The 12567-nt window shown below is 72.5% G+C and carries 13 protein-coding genes; 8 read left to right on the forward strand and 5 right to left on the reverse strand.

Annotated elements, in window-relative coordinates; all coding sequences use genetic code 11:
- Positions 1–914: 914 nt before the first annotated feature.
- On the reverse strand, positions 915–1652 hold the full coding sequence (locus ABZ354_RS24425; protein ID WP_358660095.1) for a SigE family RNA polymerase sigma factor: 738 nt from the start codon (positions 1650–1652) through the stop codon (positions 915–917).
- A gap of 271 nt (positions 1653–1923) precedes the next feature.
- On the opposite strand from ABZ354_RS24425, the gene afsQ1 reads away from it, so the two are divergent.
- The 5 genes from afsQ1 (at position 1924) to ABZ354_RS24450 (ending at position 5804) form a co-directional block, all read left to right on the forward strand.
- On the forward strand, positions 1924–2601 hold the full coding sequence (gene afsQ1, locus ABZ354_RS24430) for a two-component system response regulator AfsQ1 (RefSeq protein ID WP_033272295.1): 678 nt from the start codon (positions 1924–1926) through the stop codon (positions 2599–2601).
- On the forward strand, positions 2598–4226 hold the full coding sequence (locus ABZ354_RS24435; RefSeq protein ID WP_358660097.1) for a HAMP domain-containing sensor histidine kinase: 1629 nt from the start codon (positions 2598–2600) through the stop codon (positions 4224–4226). The genes afsQ1 and ABZ354_RS24435 overlap by 4 nt, the downstream gene beginning before the upstream one ends.
- Entirely contained in the window at positions 4223–4825 is a 603-nt protein-coding gene (locus ABZ354_RS24440) for a hypothetical protein (RefSeq protein WP_358660099.1), read from the forward strand. Before ABZ354_RS24435 ends, ABZ354_RS24440 begins: the two co-directional genes overlap by 4 nt.
- A 117-nt stretch (positions 4826–4942) precedes the next feature.
- The gene (locus ABZ354_RS24445; RefSeq protein WP_358660101.1) at positions 4943–5494 is read left to right on the forward strand and encodes a VanZ family protein; all 552 of its coding nucleotides are present in this window, start codon (positions 4943–4945) and stop codon (positions 5492–5494) included.
- Positions 5495–5603: 109 nt separating this feature from the next.
- A complete protein-coding gene (locus ABZ354_RS24450) occupies positions 5604–5804 on the forward strand; it encodes a PspC domain-containing protein (RefSeq protein ID WP_358660103.1) in 201 nt (66 codons plus the stop codon).
- 90 nt (positions 5805–5894) lie between these two features.
- On the opposite strand, the gene ABZ354_RS24455 is transcribed toward ABZ354_RS24450, so the two are convergent.
- Together ABZ354_RS24455 and ABZ354_RS24460 are read right to left on the reverse strand one after the other, a co-directional pair.
- Positions 5895–6251, reverse strand: coding sequence for an ATP-binding protein (locus tag ABZ354_RS24455; protein WP_358660104.1), 357 nt, complete (start codon positions 6249–6251; stop codon positions 5895–5897).
- A 141-nt stretch (positions 6252–6392) separates the two neighbouring features.
- Positions 6393–7550: an adenosine deaminase gene (locus ABZ354_RS24460; protein ID WP_358660106.1), complete on the reverse strand. Its 1158-nt coding sequence runs from the start codon at positions 7548–7550 to the stop codon at positions 6393–6395.
- Between the two features lie 175 nt (positions 7551–7725).
- Between ABZ354_RS24460 and ABZ354_RS24465 the strand changes: the two genes are divergently transcribed.
- Positions 7726–8487, forward strand: a complete 762-nt coding sequence (locus ABZ354_RS24465) for an alpha/beta hydrolase (protein WP_358660108.1) — start codon at positions 7726–7728, stop codon at positions 8485–8487.
- A gap of 30 nt (positions 8488–8517) precedes the next feature.
- Here the strand turns inward: ABZ354_RS24465 and ABZ354_RS24470 are convergent, their stop codons facing one another.
- A complete protein-coding gene (locus tag ABZ354_RS24470; RefSeq protein ID WP_358660110.1) occupies positions 8518–9414 on the reverse strand; it encodes a LysR substrate-binding domain-containing protein in 897 nt (298 codons plus the stop codon).
- A gap of 191 nt (positions 9415–9605) precedes the next feature.
- Here ABZ354_RS24470 and ABZ354_RS24475 point away from each other — a divergent pair, with 191 nt between their 5' ends.
- Together ABZ354_RS24475 and ABZ354_RS24480 are read left to right on the forward strand one after the other, a co-directional pair.
- The gene (locus tag ABZ354_RS24475) at positions 9606–10901 is read left to right on the forward strand and encodes an MFS transporter (RefSeq protein ID WP_358660112.1); all 1296 of its coding nucleotides are present in this window, start codon (positions 9606–9608) and stop codon (positions 10899–10901) included.
- Between the two features lie 189 nt (positions 10902–11090).
- Positions 11091–12098, forward strand: a complete 1008-nt coding sequence (locus ABZ354_RS24480) for a sigma-70 family RNA polymerase sigma factor (protein ID WP_358660114.1) — start codon at positions 11091–11093, stop codon at positions 12096–12098.
- On the opposite strand, the gene ABZ354_RS24485 is transcribed toward ABZ354_RS24480, so the two are convergent.
- Positions 11991–12377 (reverse strand): STAS domain-containing protein, encoded by a 387-nt coding sequence (locus ABZ354_RS24485; RefSeq protein WP_358660116.1) that lies wholly within the window; start codon positions 12375–12377, stop codon positions 11991–11993. The genes ABZ354_RS24480 and ABZ354_RS24485 overlap by 108 nt on opposite strands.
- Between the last annotated feature and the right edge of the window lie 190 nt (positions 12378–12567).

The following is a 12567-nucleotide window of genomic DNA, read 5'->3' on the forward strand; positions in this document are numbered from 1 at the left end:
AACTGGCCACCCGCTACAAGGCCGGACTCCACCTCGCGGCACTCATCCTCTGGCTCCGCGAACCCGCCCAAGATCGTTTGTCAGACAGTGCCTAGGGCCCCCGGCCCCCGGGCATCCGCCTGCGCTTCCAGCGGCATCGTGGTCGTGAGTGTGGGCGAGGCTTGTCGGTCGACGGAGGAGAGGCACGGGGGCGGGGCGTGACGGTGGCTCAGCAGGGTTGCGTCGGCCCGATATGCACCTTGCCCGGGACGTCGGCTCGCCGGCCGCCCGTCCCGGCTGCCGGTGCCGCGTGGCTGCCGCTGCGCGCCAGGGCACTGACCGGCGACTTGGCTGCTCTTGTCACGCCCGGCGCGGAGAAGAATGCGGGATGGGATCGCCGGACGACCAGTACGGCGATGCCATGTCCGTCTCGTCGCGTCGAACGGACTCGGGACCCATGGACCGGGCCCCGACCGCACCAGACGCCGCTGGGCATTGCCGTCGCGCGTCGTGTCAGTGCGCAGGCGGCACTGCTGCACGGAGCGATCCACGTCCGTCATGCCGAACCACGAGAAGCGGGACCGGACAGGCCCCCCGGCCCTACCGGTCCCGCTTCTTCTGGTGCTTCCCCCAGGGATCCCCCGATCCCCGTCGACGGGTCCCCCGTTGCCCCCGTGCGAACCCCCGTGGACCCCCCGGTCCCCGTATCCCCTCTGTTCCCGTGTCCCCTCGGGCTTGTCCCCTGCGGCCCCGCCCCCCGACGGGACCGCTGTCCCCCGTCCCTCCCCCACTCCCTCGGTTCCCCGTCCCGCAGGGCCCCTTCGGGGCTTCCCGTGAGAGAGAGTCCCGAAGGTCCCCCGTGTGGCGTCCGGGTGGGGAACTCCCCAGTTCCCCTCCCGTTTCCCCCGTCCCCCGCCCCTCCCGGGGCGGTACCTTCAGGCCACCAGCTCGCCGAAGGCGTCCTCCTCGTCACGGCCGAAGCTGAGGACCTCGTCCTCGCGCAGGCGGCGCAGGGAGCGCCAGATGCTGGACTTCACCGTGCCGACGCTTATGCCGAGGATGTCGGCGATCTCCGGGTCCGTGCGGCCCTCGTAGTAGCGCAGGACCAGCATGGTGCGCTGGAGTTCGGGCAGCCGGGCCAGGGCCTGCCACAGGACCGTGCGCAGTTCGGTGCCGCGCATCGCGTCCGTGTCGCCGGCCGTCTCCGGCAGTTCCTCGGTCGGGTATTCGTTGAGCTTGCGGCGGCGCCACGCGCTGATGTGCAGGTTGGTCATGGTGCGGCGGAGGTATCCGCCGACGGCCGCCTTGTCACTGATCCGCTCCCAGGCCCGGTACGTCGAGAACAGCGCGCTCTGCAGCAGGTCCTCGGCCTCGAAGCGGTCGCCGGTCAGGTGGTAGGCGGTGGCGTACAGGGAGGCGCGGCGCTCCTGGACGTAGGCGGTGAACTCCGCCTCCGACAGCGAGCGGCGCTCCCCCGGTTCCTCCCTGTGCGCGGCTCCCCCGAGCGTCTCCCCCGCTTTCGCGTCCACCACCGTCATGATCGCGGCGTGCTGACGCCCGGTGCCGCGAGCGCACCCCCGCCCGCTCACGGCACCGGACTTCTCGTTGCTCCGGTGCACGTCGTGCAGACGCGTGATCACTGCGCTGGTGCTGATGCCGTGCAGCGTGTTCATCTCGCGCCCCCCGTCGTGGACTTCCGGTCTTCGGCTTGCTGTGGTGCCTGCCGAAAAGCTTGCCGCCGTCACTTCATGACGGTGTCCGTCGACTGTCACAGACCTGTCACAGGGGGTGGCCCCGTGGGGAGGGGAGGGACGGGGGTGGTTCGATCACTCACGGGCGCTTCCCGGCTACGCAGACGTAGGACGGGCACTGATCGGTTGCGGTGGAAGCACGGGAGCGTTCCAGGAGTCGTATCCCCAGCCCCCATGAGCCAGAATGAGCCCCGTGCCTTCCCTGTTGCTGATCGAGGACGACGACGCCATCCGTACGGCCCTGGAGCTCTCACTGACGCGCCAGGGACACCGCGTGGCGACCGCTGCGAGCGGAGAGGACGGTCTGAAGTTGCTGCGCGAGCAGCGGCCGGATCTGATCGTGCTGGACGTGATGCTGCCCGGTATCGACGGGTTCGAGGTGTGCCGTCGTATCCGGCGCACCGACCAGTTGCCGATCATCCTGCTGACCGCGCGCAGCGACGACATCGACGTGGTGGTCGGGCTGGAGTCCGGTGCCGACGACTATGTGGTGAAGCCGGTGCAGGGGCGGGTGCTGGACGCGCGGATCCGGGCCGTGCTGCGGCGCGGCGAACGGGAGTCGAGCGATTCGGCGACGTTCGGCAGCCTGGTCATCGACCGCTCGGCGATGACCGTCACGAAGAACGGCGAGGATCTGCAGCTCACGCCCACCGAGTTGCGGCTGCTGCTGGAGCTGAGCCGGCGGCCGGGGCAGGCGCTGTCGCGGCAGCAGTTGCTGCGGCTGGTGTGGGAGCACGACTACCTGGGTGACTCGCGGCTGGTGGACGCCTGTGTCCAGCGGCTGCGCGCCAAGGTGGAGGACGTGCCGTCGTCCCCGACGCTGATCCGTACCGTGCGGGGTGTCGGCTACCGCCTGGATCCGCCTCAGTGACGAAGCGGCGAGGGGGACTCCGCGGCTGGGCCGCGGCGCGCAGGGGAGTCTGGTCGCGGCTGCGCTTCACGAGCCTGCGGCTGCGGCTGGTGGTGGTGTTCGGCCTGGTGGCGCTGACGGCGGCGGTGTCGGCGTCGGCGATCGCGTACTGGCTGAACCGGGAGGCGGTGCTGACCCGTACGCAGGACGCGGTGCTGCGCGATTTCCAGCAGGAGATGCAGAACCGGGCAGGGGTGCTGCCCGAGCGTCCGACGCAGGACGAGTTGCAGCACACCGCGGGGCAGATGGCGAACAGCAGCGAGCGGTTCAGCGTGCTGCTGGTGGCGCGGGACTCCGACGGGCGCGCGGTGTACGGCAGTTCGGGCGGGCTGAGTGGTTTCTCGCTGCAGGACGTGCCGCGGTCGCTGCGCGCGGCGGTGAACGAGAAGCAGCAGGTCACGGCGGCCAACAGGGAGTCGTACCACTTGTTCTGGCAGCGGGTGGGCGAGGGCGGTACCCCGTATCTGGTGGCCGGGAGCAGGGTGATCGGCGGGGACGTGACCGGTTACATGCTCAAGTCCCTCGAACCGGAGGCGAAGGATCTCAACTCGCTGGCCTGGTCGCTGGGGATCGCCACGGGACTGGCGCTGATCGGTTCGGCGCTGCTCGCGCAGGCGCTCGCGACGACGGTGCTGAAGCCGGTGCACCGTCTCGGGGTGGCCGCGCGGCGGCTCGGCGAGGGCAAGCTGGACACCCGGCTGAGGGTGTCGGGCACCGATGAACTGGCCGATCTGTCACGGACCTTCAACAGCGCGGCCGAGGCCCTGGAGAAGCGGGTCGAGGACATGGCGGGGCGGGAGGCGGCGTCCCGGCGGTTCGTGGCGGACATGTCGCACGAGTTGCGTACGCCGCTGACCGCGATCACCGCGGTGACCGAGGTGCTGGAGGAGGAGCTGGACTCCGAGAGCGGCAGCGTCGACCCGATGATCGAGCCGGCGGTGCGGCTGGTGGTCAGCGAGACGCGGCGGCTGAACGACCTCGTGGAGAACCTGATGGAGGTCACCCGCTTCGACGCCGGTACGGCCCGGCTGGTGCAGGACGACGTGGACGTCGCCGACCAGATCACGGCGTGCATCGACGCGCGTGCGTGGCTCGACGCGGTGGACCTGGACGCCGAGCGCGGCATCGTGGCCCGGCTGGACCCGCGCCGGCTCGACGTAATCCTCGCGAACCTCATCGGCAACGCCCTCAAGCACGGGGGTTTCCCGGTGCGGGTGTCGGTGCGGGAGGCGGACGACTCGGTGGTCATCGCCGTACGCGACCACGGGCCCGGCATCCCGGAGGACGTCCTGCCGCACGTCTTCGACCGGTTCTACAAGGCGAGCGCGTCCCGGCCGCGGTCCGAGGGCAGCGGTCTCGGCCTGTCCATCGCCCGGGAGAACGCGCACATCCACGGCGGCGAGATCACCGCGGAGAACTCCCCCGAGGGCGGCGCGGTGTTCACGCTGCTGCTGCCCCGGGACACGGACCCGGCGGGCGGCGACGAGAACGGCGGGGCCGACGCGCCCGCCGGTACCGCCGCCGGTCCCGGCAGCGGGAGCCCCGGCGGGGGCAAGGGCGAGGGGTCCGAAGGGGGCACCCGATGAACGTACGCGGGCTGTTCGCGCTGCCGCTGCTCGCCGGGGTGCTCGCCGGGTGCGGCATCCGGGCCACCCAGGTGCCGACGGACTTCGGTCCGGCGCCGTCGCAGGCGCGCTGTTCACCGGCCGAGCCGGACGCCACGGAACCGGGCGCGCACGGCATGGCCGTGCAGGTGTTCCTGCTGTGCGGCTCGTCGATGGTGACCGTCGACAGGACCGTACGGGTCCGGGAGGGCGCGGCGGACTTCGAACGGCGGGTGCTGGTGGCGCAGGGGCTGCTCGACGAGCTCGCGGCGACCCCGTCACCGGCCGAGAAGGAGGCCGGGTACAGCACGGACGTGCGGGACGGCATGAGGGTGAGCGGGCCGCGCGCCGGCGACCCGGACGACACGCTGCGAATCAGCGCCTCGCCCGGCGACCTCACGTCGTACGCCCTCGCCCAGATCATCTGTACGTTCTCCGACTCGGCCGCGGCCGGGGGCGACGGCTCGGTGATCCTGGGCGGTCCGGGGGCCGAGCGGCCCCGCCGGTACGAGTGCACGACCGAGGTGCGGGTCCGGCCGGGCAGTGCGGAACCCCCGTCGGGAGAGGTCGTCGAGGACTGACCGGGCCTGGCGGGGGCTCTGGCCGCCTGGGACCGGCGTCGAATGTGGCGCAGGCCTCATGCCCGTACCGGGGCCCGGGGCGGAACCGATTCCGTCGCGGGCCGCGTCTTGGGGGGCGTGCAGCGTCAAGGCTCCGACGGCGACAGCGCCGCGAATCGCATCCGCGTGGCGGGAAGTGTCCTCCTCGTCGCCCATCTCGTGTTCGTCGCCTGGTTCGCGCTGCGGCCCCTGGACGTCCCGTGGGTGATGCCCGCCAATCTGCGCCCGTTCGCCGGGATCCGCGCGGACCTGGCGTTCGGCTGGCCGGAGGCAGCCCGCCGGATCGGGGAGAAGATGGCGCTGCTGGCGCCGCTGGGTGTCCTGCTGCCGATGGCGAACGGCAGGCCGGCCGTGGTGCCGCTGGCCTCCCTGGCGCGTACGGTCGCCGCGGGCGCCCTGCTGTCGCTGGGCATAGAGCTGGTGCAGACCGGGGTGCCGGGGCAGGTCGTGGACGTCGACTCACTGCTGCTGAACACGGCGGGCGTGGCGCTGGCGCATCTGGCGGTCGTGCCCGCGGGCCGGACGTGGGTCCGCCGCAGGGCGGAGCGGTACGGCGGCGTCGGCGTCCGGCAGGACGAGGCCCCTCCGGGTCGCACCCCGACGATTCCCAGGGTCGGCATCGCACCGTAGAGCGACGCTTTCTCCCTTTGGTCTCCGTACCGTGGAAGACATACGAGGCAGCCGTTCAGGGGCCTCCGGCCGCCGCACCCCTGGGGTGCGCAACCACGAAGGAGCCGCGATGAACCGCCCCGTCCGACCGACCGAAGGCCGCGTGATCGGCGGCGTGTGCGCCGCGCTCGCCCGCCGCTTCGGCACTTCCGCGACGACCATGCGCGTCATCTTCCTGGTGTCGTGCCTGCTTCCCGGCCCGCAGTTCCTGCTGTACATCGCGCTGTGGATTCTGCTGCCGTCGGAGGAGAAGGCCCGCCCCGCCTGGTGACTTTCCGTCCACCTCCCTACGTCGTACTCACGCCGATGGGCGCACCCCCGGCCGCGGGGTGCGCCCATCGGCGCGTGACGGGAGGCCGCGTCAGTTGAGCGGCAGGCCGTTGAGGCCGACGCCCTGGCCGGGCAGTGCCTGGCCGGCGGGGAGGCCGCCGATGAGGTTGTGGACCGGTGCGGCCGGGCCGCCCGCGAGGGCCTGCTCGAGGGAGGGCCTGGCGGCGGCGAGGCCCGAGCCGAGGGCGTTGTGGCCCGTGGCCAGCGCACCGCTCGCGACGGGCAGCGCCCCGGAGACTTTCTGCGCCGGCACGGAGTGGGTGACGGTGCCCAGCGCCTGGCCCGCTTCCGGGACGGCCGGGGCGGCGTTGGCCGCGCCCGCGCCGACGGCGGCGAAGGCGGCACCGAGGGCGGCGACACCGAGGGTCTTGGCAGCAGACTGCTTCATGAAATGCGTCCTCGAAATGGGGTTGCGGGGAACTGAGCGGTGGTCCACGACCGTAAACATTGGATACCGTCCGCCGCAATCACCGAAATGCGGACGGCTTGTGAACGCCGTCCGCGCATTCGGTCTCCACTATGTCCCGGATCAGTCGCCGGACTCCGAAGAGTCGCTGGTGGACGCGGTCTGCTGGAACAGCCATTCGGATTTCAGCTCGGCATATCCGGGCTTGATCACGTCATTGATCATGGCAAGTCGTTCATCGAAAGGGATGAATGCTGATTTCATCGCATTAACGGAGAACCATTGCATGTCGTCGAGCGTGTAGCCGAACGCCTCGACGAGGTGCTCGAATTCCCGGGTCATGCTGGTGTGGGACATAAGCCGGTTGTCCGTATTCACCGTGGCGCGGAAATGCAGCCGGCGCAGCAGTCCGATCGGGTGCTCGGCGTACGAGGCGGCGGCCCCGGTCTGGAGGTTGGAGCTGGGGCACATCTCGAGCGGGATGCGCTTGTCCCGGACGTAGGACGCGAGGCGGCCCAGCGTGACCGTGCCGTCGTCCTGCACCTGGATGTCGTCGATGATCCGCACGCCGTGCCCGAGCCGGTCGGCGCCGCACCACTGGAGGGCCTGCCAGATCGACGGCAGCCCGAAGGCCTCGCCGGCGTGGATCGTGAAGTGGTTGTTCTCCCGCTTGAGGTACTCGAACGCGTCGAGGTGCCGGGTGGGCGGGTAGCCGGCCTCGGCGCCCGCGATGTCGAAGCCGGCGACGCCCAGGTCACGGTGGCGGTTGGCGAGTTCGGCGATCTCCAGGGCGCGGGCGGCGTGCCGCATCGCGGTGAGCAGGGCGCCGACCCGGATGCGGTGGCCGTTCTCCCGTGCGCGCCGCTCGCCCTCCCGGAAGCCCTCGTTGACGGCCTCGACGACCTCCTCCAGGGTGAGGCGGCCCTCCAGGTGCTGCTCGGGGGCGTAGCGCACCTCGGCGTAGACGACGCCGTCCTCGGCGAGGTCCTCGGCGCACTCGGCGGCGACCCGGACGAGGGCGTCGCGGGTCTGCATGACGCCGACGGTGTGCGAGAACGTCTCCAGGTAGCGTTCGAGGGAGCCCGAGTCGGCGGCCTCCCGGAACCAGGTGCCGAGCCGGTCCGGGTCGGTCTCGGGAAGCTGGGTGTACCCGCTGTCGCGGGCGAGTTCGACGATCGTGCCGGGGCGCAGTCCGCCGTCGAGGTGGTCGTGCAGCAGAACCTTGGGCGCCCGGCGGATCTGGTCCGGTGCCGGGGTCTTCGCGGTGGTCTGGCTCGTCATGGGCGCACCTTACCTCCTACGCGCGTAGATCGCTGGGTGGGCGGTGGGTCCGGTTTGCCTGGCGGTTCCCGCCGGATCGCCGTGCCGGGCGGGCGGGGGCCGCGGAGTACGCCGATACGCAACAGTGACCCGGAGCACTGGCCGCGCACCGGCGCTCTTCTGACAATGTTCTGTCATGGCACAGCAAGCGACACCGGTTCGCACGGCCCGGCTGGGACGGGCGTTCGGTCCGGAGCCGACAGCGGTCAGCGGGGTGGTGCTGCTGCTCCCCGGTGGTGACGAGACGTCGGGCCGCAGACCCGCACCGTTCCTCGCGGCCGCGTCCGTACGGGCGTTGGGGCGGCGACTGGCCCGTGCGGGCCGCCCGGACGGGCTCGCCGCGCATGTCGTGCACTACCGCTACCGGGGCTGGAACGGCAGCGAGGCGCGTCTGGCGCGCGACGCGGAATGGGCCGCCGACAGTGCCGTGGAACGCTACGGCGATGTCCCGCTGTGCCTCGTCGGCGTCGGCATGGGCGGGCGGGCGGCGCTGCGCGCGGCCGGTCACGCGGCGGTCAACTCCGCGCTGGCGGTGGCACCCTGGCTGCCGGAGGACGGAGTGGCGGCCGAGCAGGAACCGGTGCGGCAGCTCGCGGGGCGGCGGGTGCTGGTCGTGCACGGCACGAACGACGAACGGGCCGACCCGGAACTGTCGTTCCGGCTGACGGCGCGGGCCAAGAAGGCGAACCGGGACGTGTGCCGGTTCGAAGTGCACGGCGACCGGCACGGGTTGCACCAGTACCGGGACGAAGTGCTGGCACTGGCCGAGGACTTCGTGATGGGGGCGCTGTTCGGGCGGCCGTTCTCCCGGCCGGTGGAGGACGCGTTCGCCGCGCCGCCGCCGATAGGGCTGCGGATGCCGCTGGCGTCGGGGTTCGGGGCGACGCTGCGGCGATGAGCGCCGCCACCCCCGTGGGTGCACGCGTCCTCAGTCCGGCAGCAGCCTGCCCCTGCGGGACAGCAGGAACGTCTTGAAGGCCGCCACCGGGGGCGTGTCCGGGTGGCCGTCCAGCCAGGCCACCCCGATCTCCCGTACCGCCCGCGGGGCCGTGACCGTCAGTTCCGCCACTCCCGGGCGGGGGACGGCCGGCGGAGGCAGGAGGGCGACGCCGAGGCCCGCCGCCACCAGGCCGCGCAGGGTTTCCGCCTCCTCGCCCTCGAAGGCCACCCGGGGTCTGAAGCCCGCCTCCGCGCAGAGGTCGTCGGTGATGCGGCGCAGGCCGTAGCCGGGCTCCAGGGTCACGAAGGTCTCCTCGGCGGCCTCCGCGAGACGGACCCGTTTGCGGTCGGCCAGGCGGTGGTCCGCGGGGACGACCAGGCGCAGCTTCTGCTCGTCCAGGCGGCGGGCGACGAGGTCGGGGGCGTCCGGGACCGGCGAGGTCAGGCACAGGTCGAGTTCTCCGGCGCGGAGGCGTTCGAGCATGGCCTCGCCGTAGTTCTGGACGAGGCTGAAGCGGACGCGCGGGTGGTCGGCGCGGAAGGCGTGGAGCAGACCGGGGACGGTTTCGGCGCCCATGGTGTGCAGGAAGCCGAACGCGACCTTTCCGGTGGCGGGGTCGGCGTCGGCGCGTACCTCCTCGGCGGCGCGTTCGATCTCGGCGAGGGCCCGCTCGACGGACGTGAGGAAGGCGCGTCCGGCGGGCGTGAGGGACACGTTCCGGCCGCGGCGGGCGAACAGGTCGACGCCCAGGTCCTGCTCCAGGCGGACCATGGCGCGCGACAGCGTGGACTGCGGGACCCGCATCTCCCGGGCCGCCCGCGTGACGTGCTCGGTGCGGGCCACGCCGGCGAAGTGGGCGAGGCGGGGTGCCAGCAGCCGCGACATGTCGGCCGGGGCCGCCGCGCCCGCCGAGGACGACGGGGGTCGCGTGCCTGCCGTGCCTGCCGTGTCTTCTGCGTTCTTTGTGTCACCGGGCTGTGACGGGCGGGGCCGTGACCTGTGCTGATGTGCCATGGGAATGATTATGGCGATTCCATGCATTGGACGGATCGGTCGGGCCTTCGTACGTTCGTTCCATGACTCCCGCCAGTACCGGGGCGTCCACCACCGTGGACGCCGCTGCCTCCGTCCCCTCTCCCCCCGACGCCTCCCCCGACTCCCGGGTGAGCCCGGGCGGACCGGGCTACCGCCGGATGAGCCTCGCCCTGTTCCTCGCGGGCGTGGCGACCTTCGCCCTGCTGTACTCCACGCAGGCGCTGCTGCCGCTGATCTCCGGCGAGTTCGGCGTGAGCGCGAGCGACGCGAGCTGGACCGTGGCGGGGGCGACCGGCGGCCTGGCGGTCTTCGTCCTCCCGATGAGCGTCCTGTCGGAGCGGTACGGACGGCGTACGGTCATGACGGCGTCCCTCGCCGTGGCCGTGACCGTCGGACTGCTGGTGCCGTTCGCGCCCTCGCTCACCGCGCTGGTGGCGCTGCGGGCGGTGCAGGGCGCGGCGCTGGCCGGACTGCCGGCGTCGGCCACCGCGTACCTCGCGGAGGAGGTCACGCCACGGGCCCTGGTCTCGGCGATCGGCCTGTTCGTGGCCGGCAACAGCGTCGGCGGGATGAGCGGCCGGGTCGTCACCGGCTGGGTGGCGCAGGAATGGGGCTGGCGGGTCGCCGTCGGCGTGATCGGCGTGATCGCGGTGGCGTGCGCGCTGGCCTTCCGCGTGCTGCTGCCCGCACCGCGGCACTTCCGGCCGGGCTCGCTGCGCCCGCGCGTGCTGGCCCGCACGGTCCGCGAGCACCTGTCGAACCCGCTGCTGCGCCGCCTGTACGCGATCGGCGCCCTGTTCATGACGGTGTTCGGCGGCGTCTACACGGTGATCGGATACCGGCTGACGCAGGCACCGTTCGGGCTGCCGCAGGGCATCGTCGGTTCGATCTTCCTGGTGTACCTGGTCGGCACGGTGTCGGCCTCGACCGCGGGACGCCTGGTGGGCCGGCTGGGCCGCCGGGGCGCGCTGTACGCGGCCGGCGGCACCACGGCCGCGGGCCTGCTGCTCTCCCTGGCGGACTCGCTGCCGCTGGTCCTGGCGGGCCTGGTGCTGATCACGGCGGGCTTCTTCACGGGCCACACGGCCGCCTCGTCGGCGGTCGGCAGGACGGCCACGCACGGGCGCGCCCAGGCGTCCGCGCTGTACCAGTCCGCGTACTACGTCGGCTCCAGCGCCGGCAGCACGGTCGGCGCGGTCGCCTTCCACGGCAGCGGCTGGGCCGGGACGGTCGGCGTCGGCCTGCTGGCGGTGCTCGGCGTCGTGACGATCACGGTGCTGGGGACGCGGGCGGCGCGTGCCGCGCAGTCGCGGGAGGGGCTCGGGAGGGCCGCGTGAGGAGCGCCCGGCGGGCACCCTGCAAAGCCCGGTCTCGTTGCCGGATCTCGCCCCGGGGCGGCGTACCGTAGCGGCCTTCGCCGCTCCGACCTGGCCTTTTCCTCGGACGGCGGGCCGTTGTCAGTGGGCTGCGGTAGCTTCCGAAGTGGTGGGCGCAAAGGCGCGACAGGACGCAGCGGTGGGTGGACCATGACGAACAGTACGTCGGCACCGGAACTCGACACAGCGCTGGAAAAGCATCGCACCGAGCTGACCGGCTACTGCTACCGCATGCTCGGCTCGTCCTTCGAGGCGGAGGACGCGGTGCAGGACACGCTGATGCGGGCCTGGCGCAGCCACGAGAAGTTCGAGGGCCGCTCCAGCCTGCGCTCCTGGCTCTACCGCATCGCGACGAACGTGTGCCTGGACATGCTGAGCGCGGGCAACAGGCGCGCCCGGCCCGTCGACCTCTCTGGGGCCACGCCGCTCGCCCAGGCGGCCCTGATGCCCCGCCCCGACCACACCTGGCTGGAGCCCATGCCCGACGCGCGCGTGCTGCCGACGGTCGAGGACCCGGCGGAGGCGGCGGTCGCCAAGGAGTCGATCCGGCTCGCGTTCATGGCGGCCCTGCAGCAGCTGCCGCCGAAGCAGCGGGCGGTGCTGATCCTGCGCGAGGTGCTGGCCTGGCGGGCGAGCGAGGTGGCCGAGCTGCTCGACACGTCGGTCGCGTCGGTCAACAGCGCGTTGCAGCGCGCCCGCGCCACCCTCGCCGAACGGGAGGGCGACCGGGGTGCCGACGCGGCCGTGTCCGACCCGCTGGACGACGAGCAGCGCAAGCTCCTGGAGCGCTATGTCGAGGCCTTCGAGGGCTACGACATGACGGCGCTGACGGCGCTGCTGCACGAGGACGCGATCATGACGATGCCGCCGTTCGACCTGTGGCTGCTCGGCCCGTCGGACATGGCCGGCTTCATGACGACCCTCGGCGCGTCCTGCGCGGGGTCGCGGCTGCGGCTCGTCGAGGTCAACGGGCTGCCGGGTTTCGCGCACTACAAGCCGGACCCGGAGCAGGGCGGTTTCGAACCGTGGGCACTGCAGGTGCTGGAGATCTCAGACGGGCGGATCACCGGACTGCACTGCTTCCTCGACACCCAGAGGTGGTTCCCGCTGTTCGGGCTGCCCCTCCGTCTCGAAGCCGAGGCCGACAAGGCCGAGTAGCGCCGTCAGAGCCGGGTCGGGCGAGCGCAGTCTGATCCGCCCGCCGGCCCGCCGGGCGGCGAGCTGGAGCCGGGCCAGCAGGTCGACGTGGGCGAGACCCGGAGGTCCCAGCCCGCCGACGTCGCAGACGACCGTCGCGGCCCCGGTGTCCCGCAGCAGGGCGCTCACCTCGGCGCTCAGCCGGGGCAGCTCCGCGCGCGTGACAGGGCCGGACAGCACGAGTACGGCGGGTGTCATGGCGTCCACGAACGGTAGACCGGGGCCGGGCCCGTAACTCATCGCGTCCGCCCGGTCCCGCTCCGGTGCCCGGCCGGGGCGGGACCGGGTGGACGCCGCTCCGGCGCCCGGCCGGGGCGCCCCGGGCTCCGCCCCGGTACCGATCGCGCGCCGCAGTGAAGATCACATTGACCGGTGCCCGGCTCTGCCCGGAGGGTTGGCACATGCCCCTCGGATCACGTCCACCCGCGTC

This window comes from Streptomyces sp. NPDC005925, assembly GCF_040638805.1.
In the GTDB taxonomy this organism is placed as follows: Bacteria; Actinomycetota; Actinomycetes; order Streptomycetales; family Streptomycetaceae; genus Streptomyces.

What these genes read in the sequence shown, in the direction of transcription:
- ABZ354_RS24425 (WP_358660095.1), bottom strand. Translation starts at nt 1,652, where the DNA reads ATGAACACGCTGCACGGCATCAGCACCAGCGCAGTGATCACGCGTCTG.
- ABZ354_RS24470 (WP_358660110.1), bottom strand. Translation starts at nt 9,414, where the DNA reads ATGTCGCGGCTGCTGGCACCCCGCCTCGCCCACTTCGCCGGCGTGGCC.
- ABZ354_RS24450 (WP_358660103.1), top strand. Translation starts at nt 5,604, where the DNA reads ATGAACCGCCCCGTCCGACCGACCGAAGGCCGCGTGATCGGCGGCGTG.
- ABZ354_RS24455 (WP_358660104.1), bottom strand. Translation starts at nt 6,251, where the DNA reads ATGAAGCAGTCTGCTGCCAAGACCCTCGGTGTCGCCGCCCTCGGTGCC.
- ABZ354_RS24485 (WP_358660116.1), bottom strand. Translation starts at nt 12,377, where the DNA reads ATGAGTTACGGGCCCGGCCCCGGTCTACCGTTCGTGGACGCCATGACA.
- ABZ354_RS24480 (WP_358660114.1), top strand. Translation starts at nt 11,091, where the DNA reads ATGACGAACAGTACGTCGGCACCGGAACTCGACACAGCGCTGGAAAAG.
- ABZ354_RS24440 (WP_358660099.1), top strand. Translation starts at nt 4,223, where the DNA reads ATGAACGTACGCGGGCTGTTCGCGCTGCCGCTGCTCGCCGGGGTGCTC.
- ABZ354_RS24475 (WP_358660112.1), top strand. Translation starts at nt 9,606, where the DNA reads ATGACTCCCGCCAGTACCGGGGCGTCCACCACCGTGGACGCCGCTGCC.
- ABZ354_RS24465 (WP_358660108.1), top strand. Translation starts at nt 7,726, where the DNA reads ATGGCACAGCAAGCGACACCGGTTCGCACGGCCCGGCTGGGACGGGCG.
- ABZ354_RS24460 (WP_358660106.1), bottom strand. Translation starts at nt 7,550, where the DNA reads ATGACGAGCCAGACCACCGCGAAGACCCCGGCACCGGACCAGATCCGC.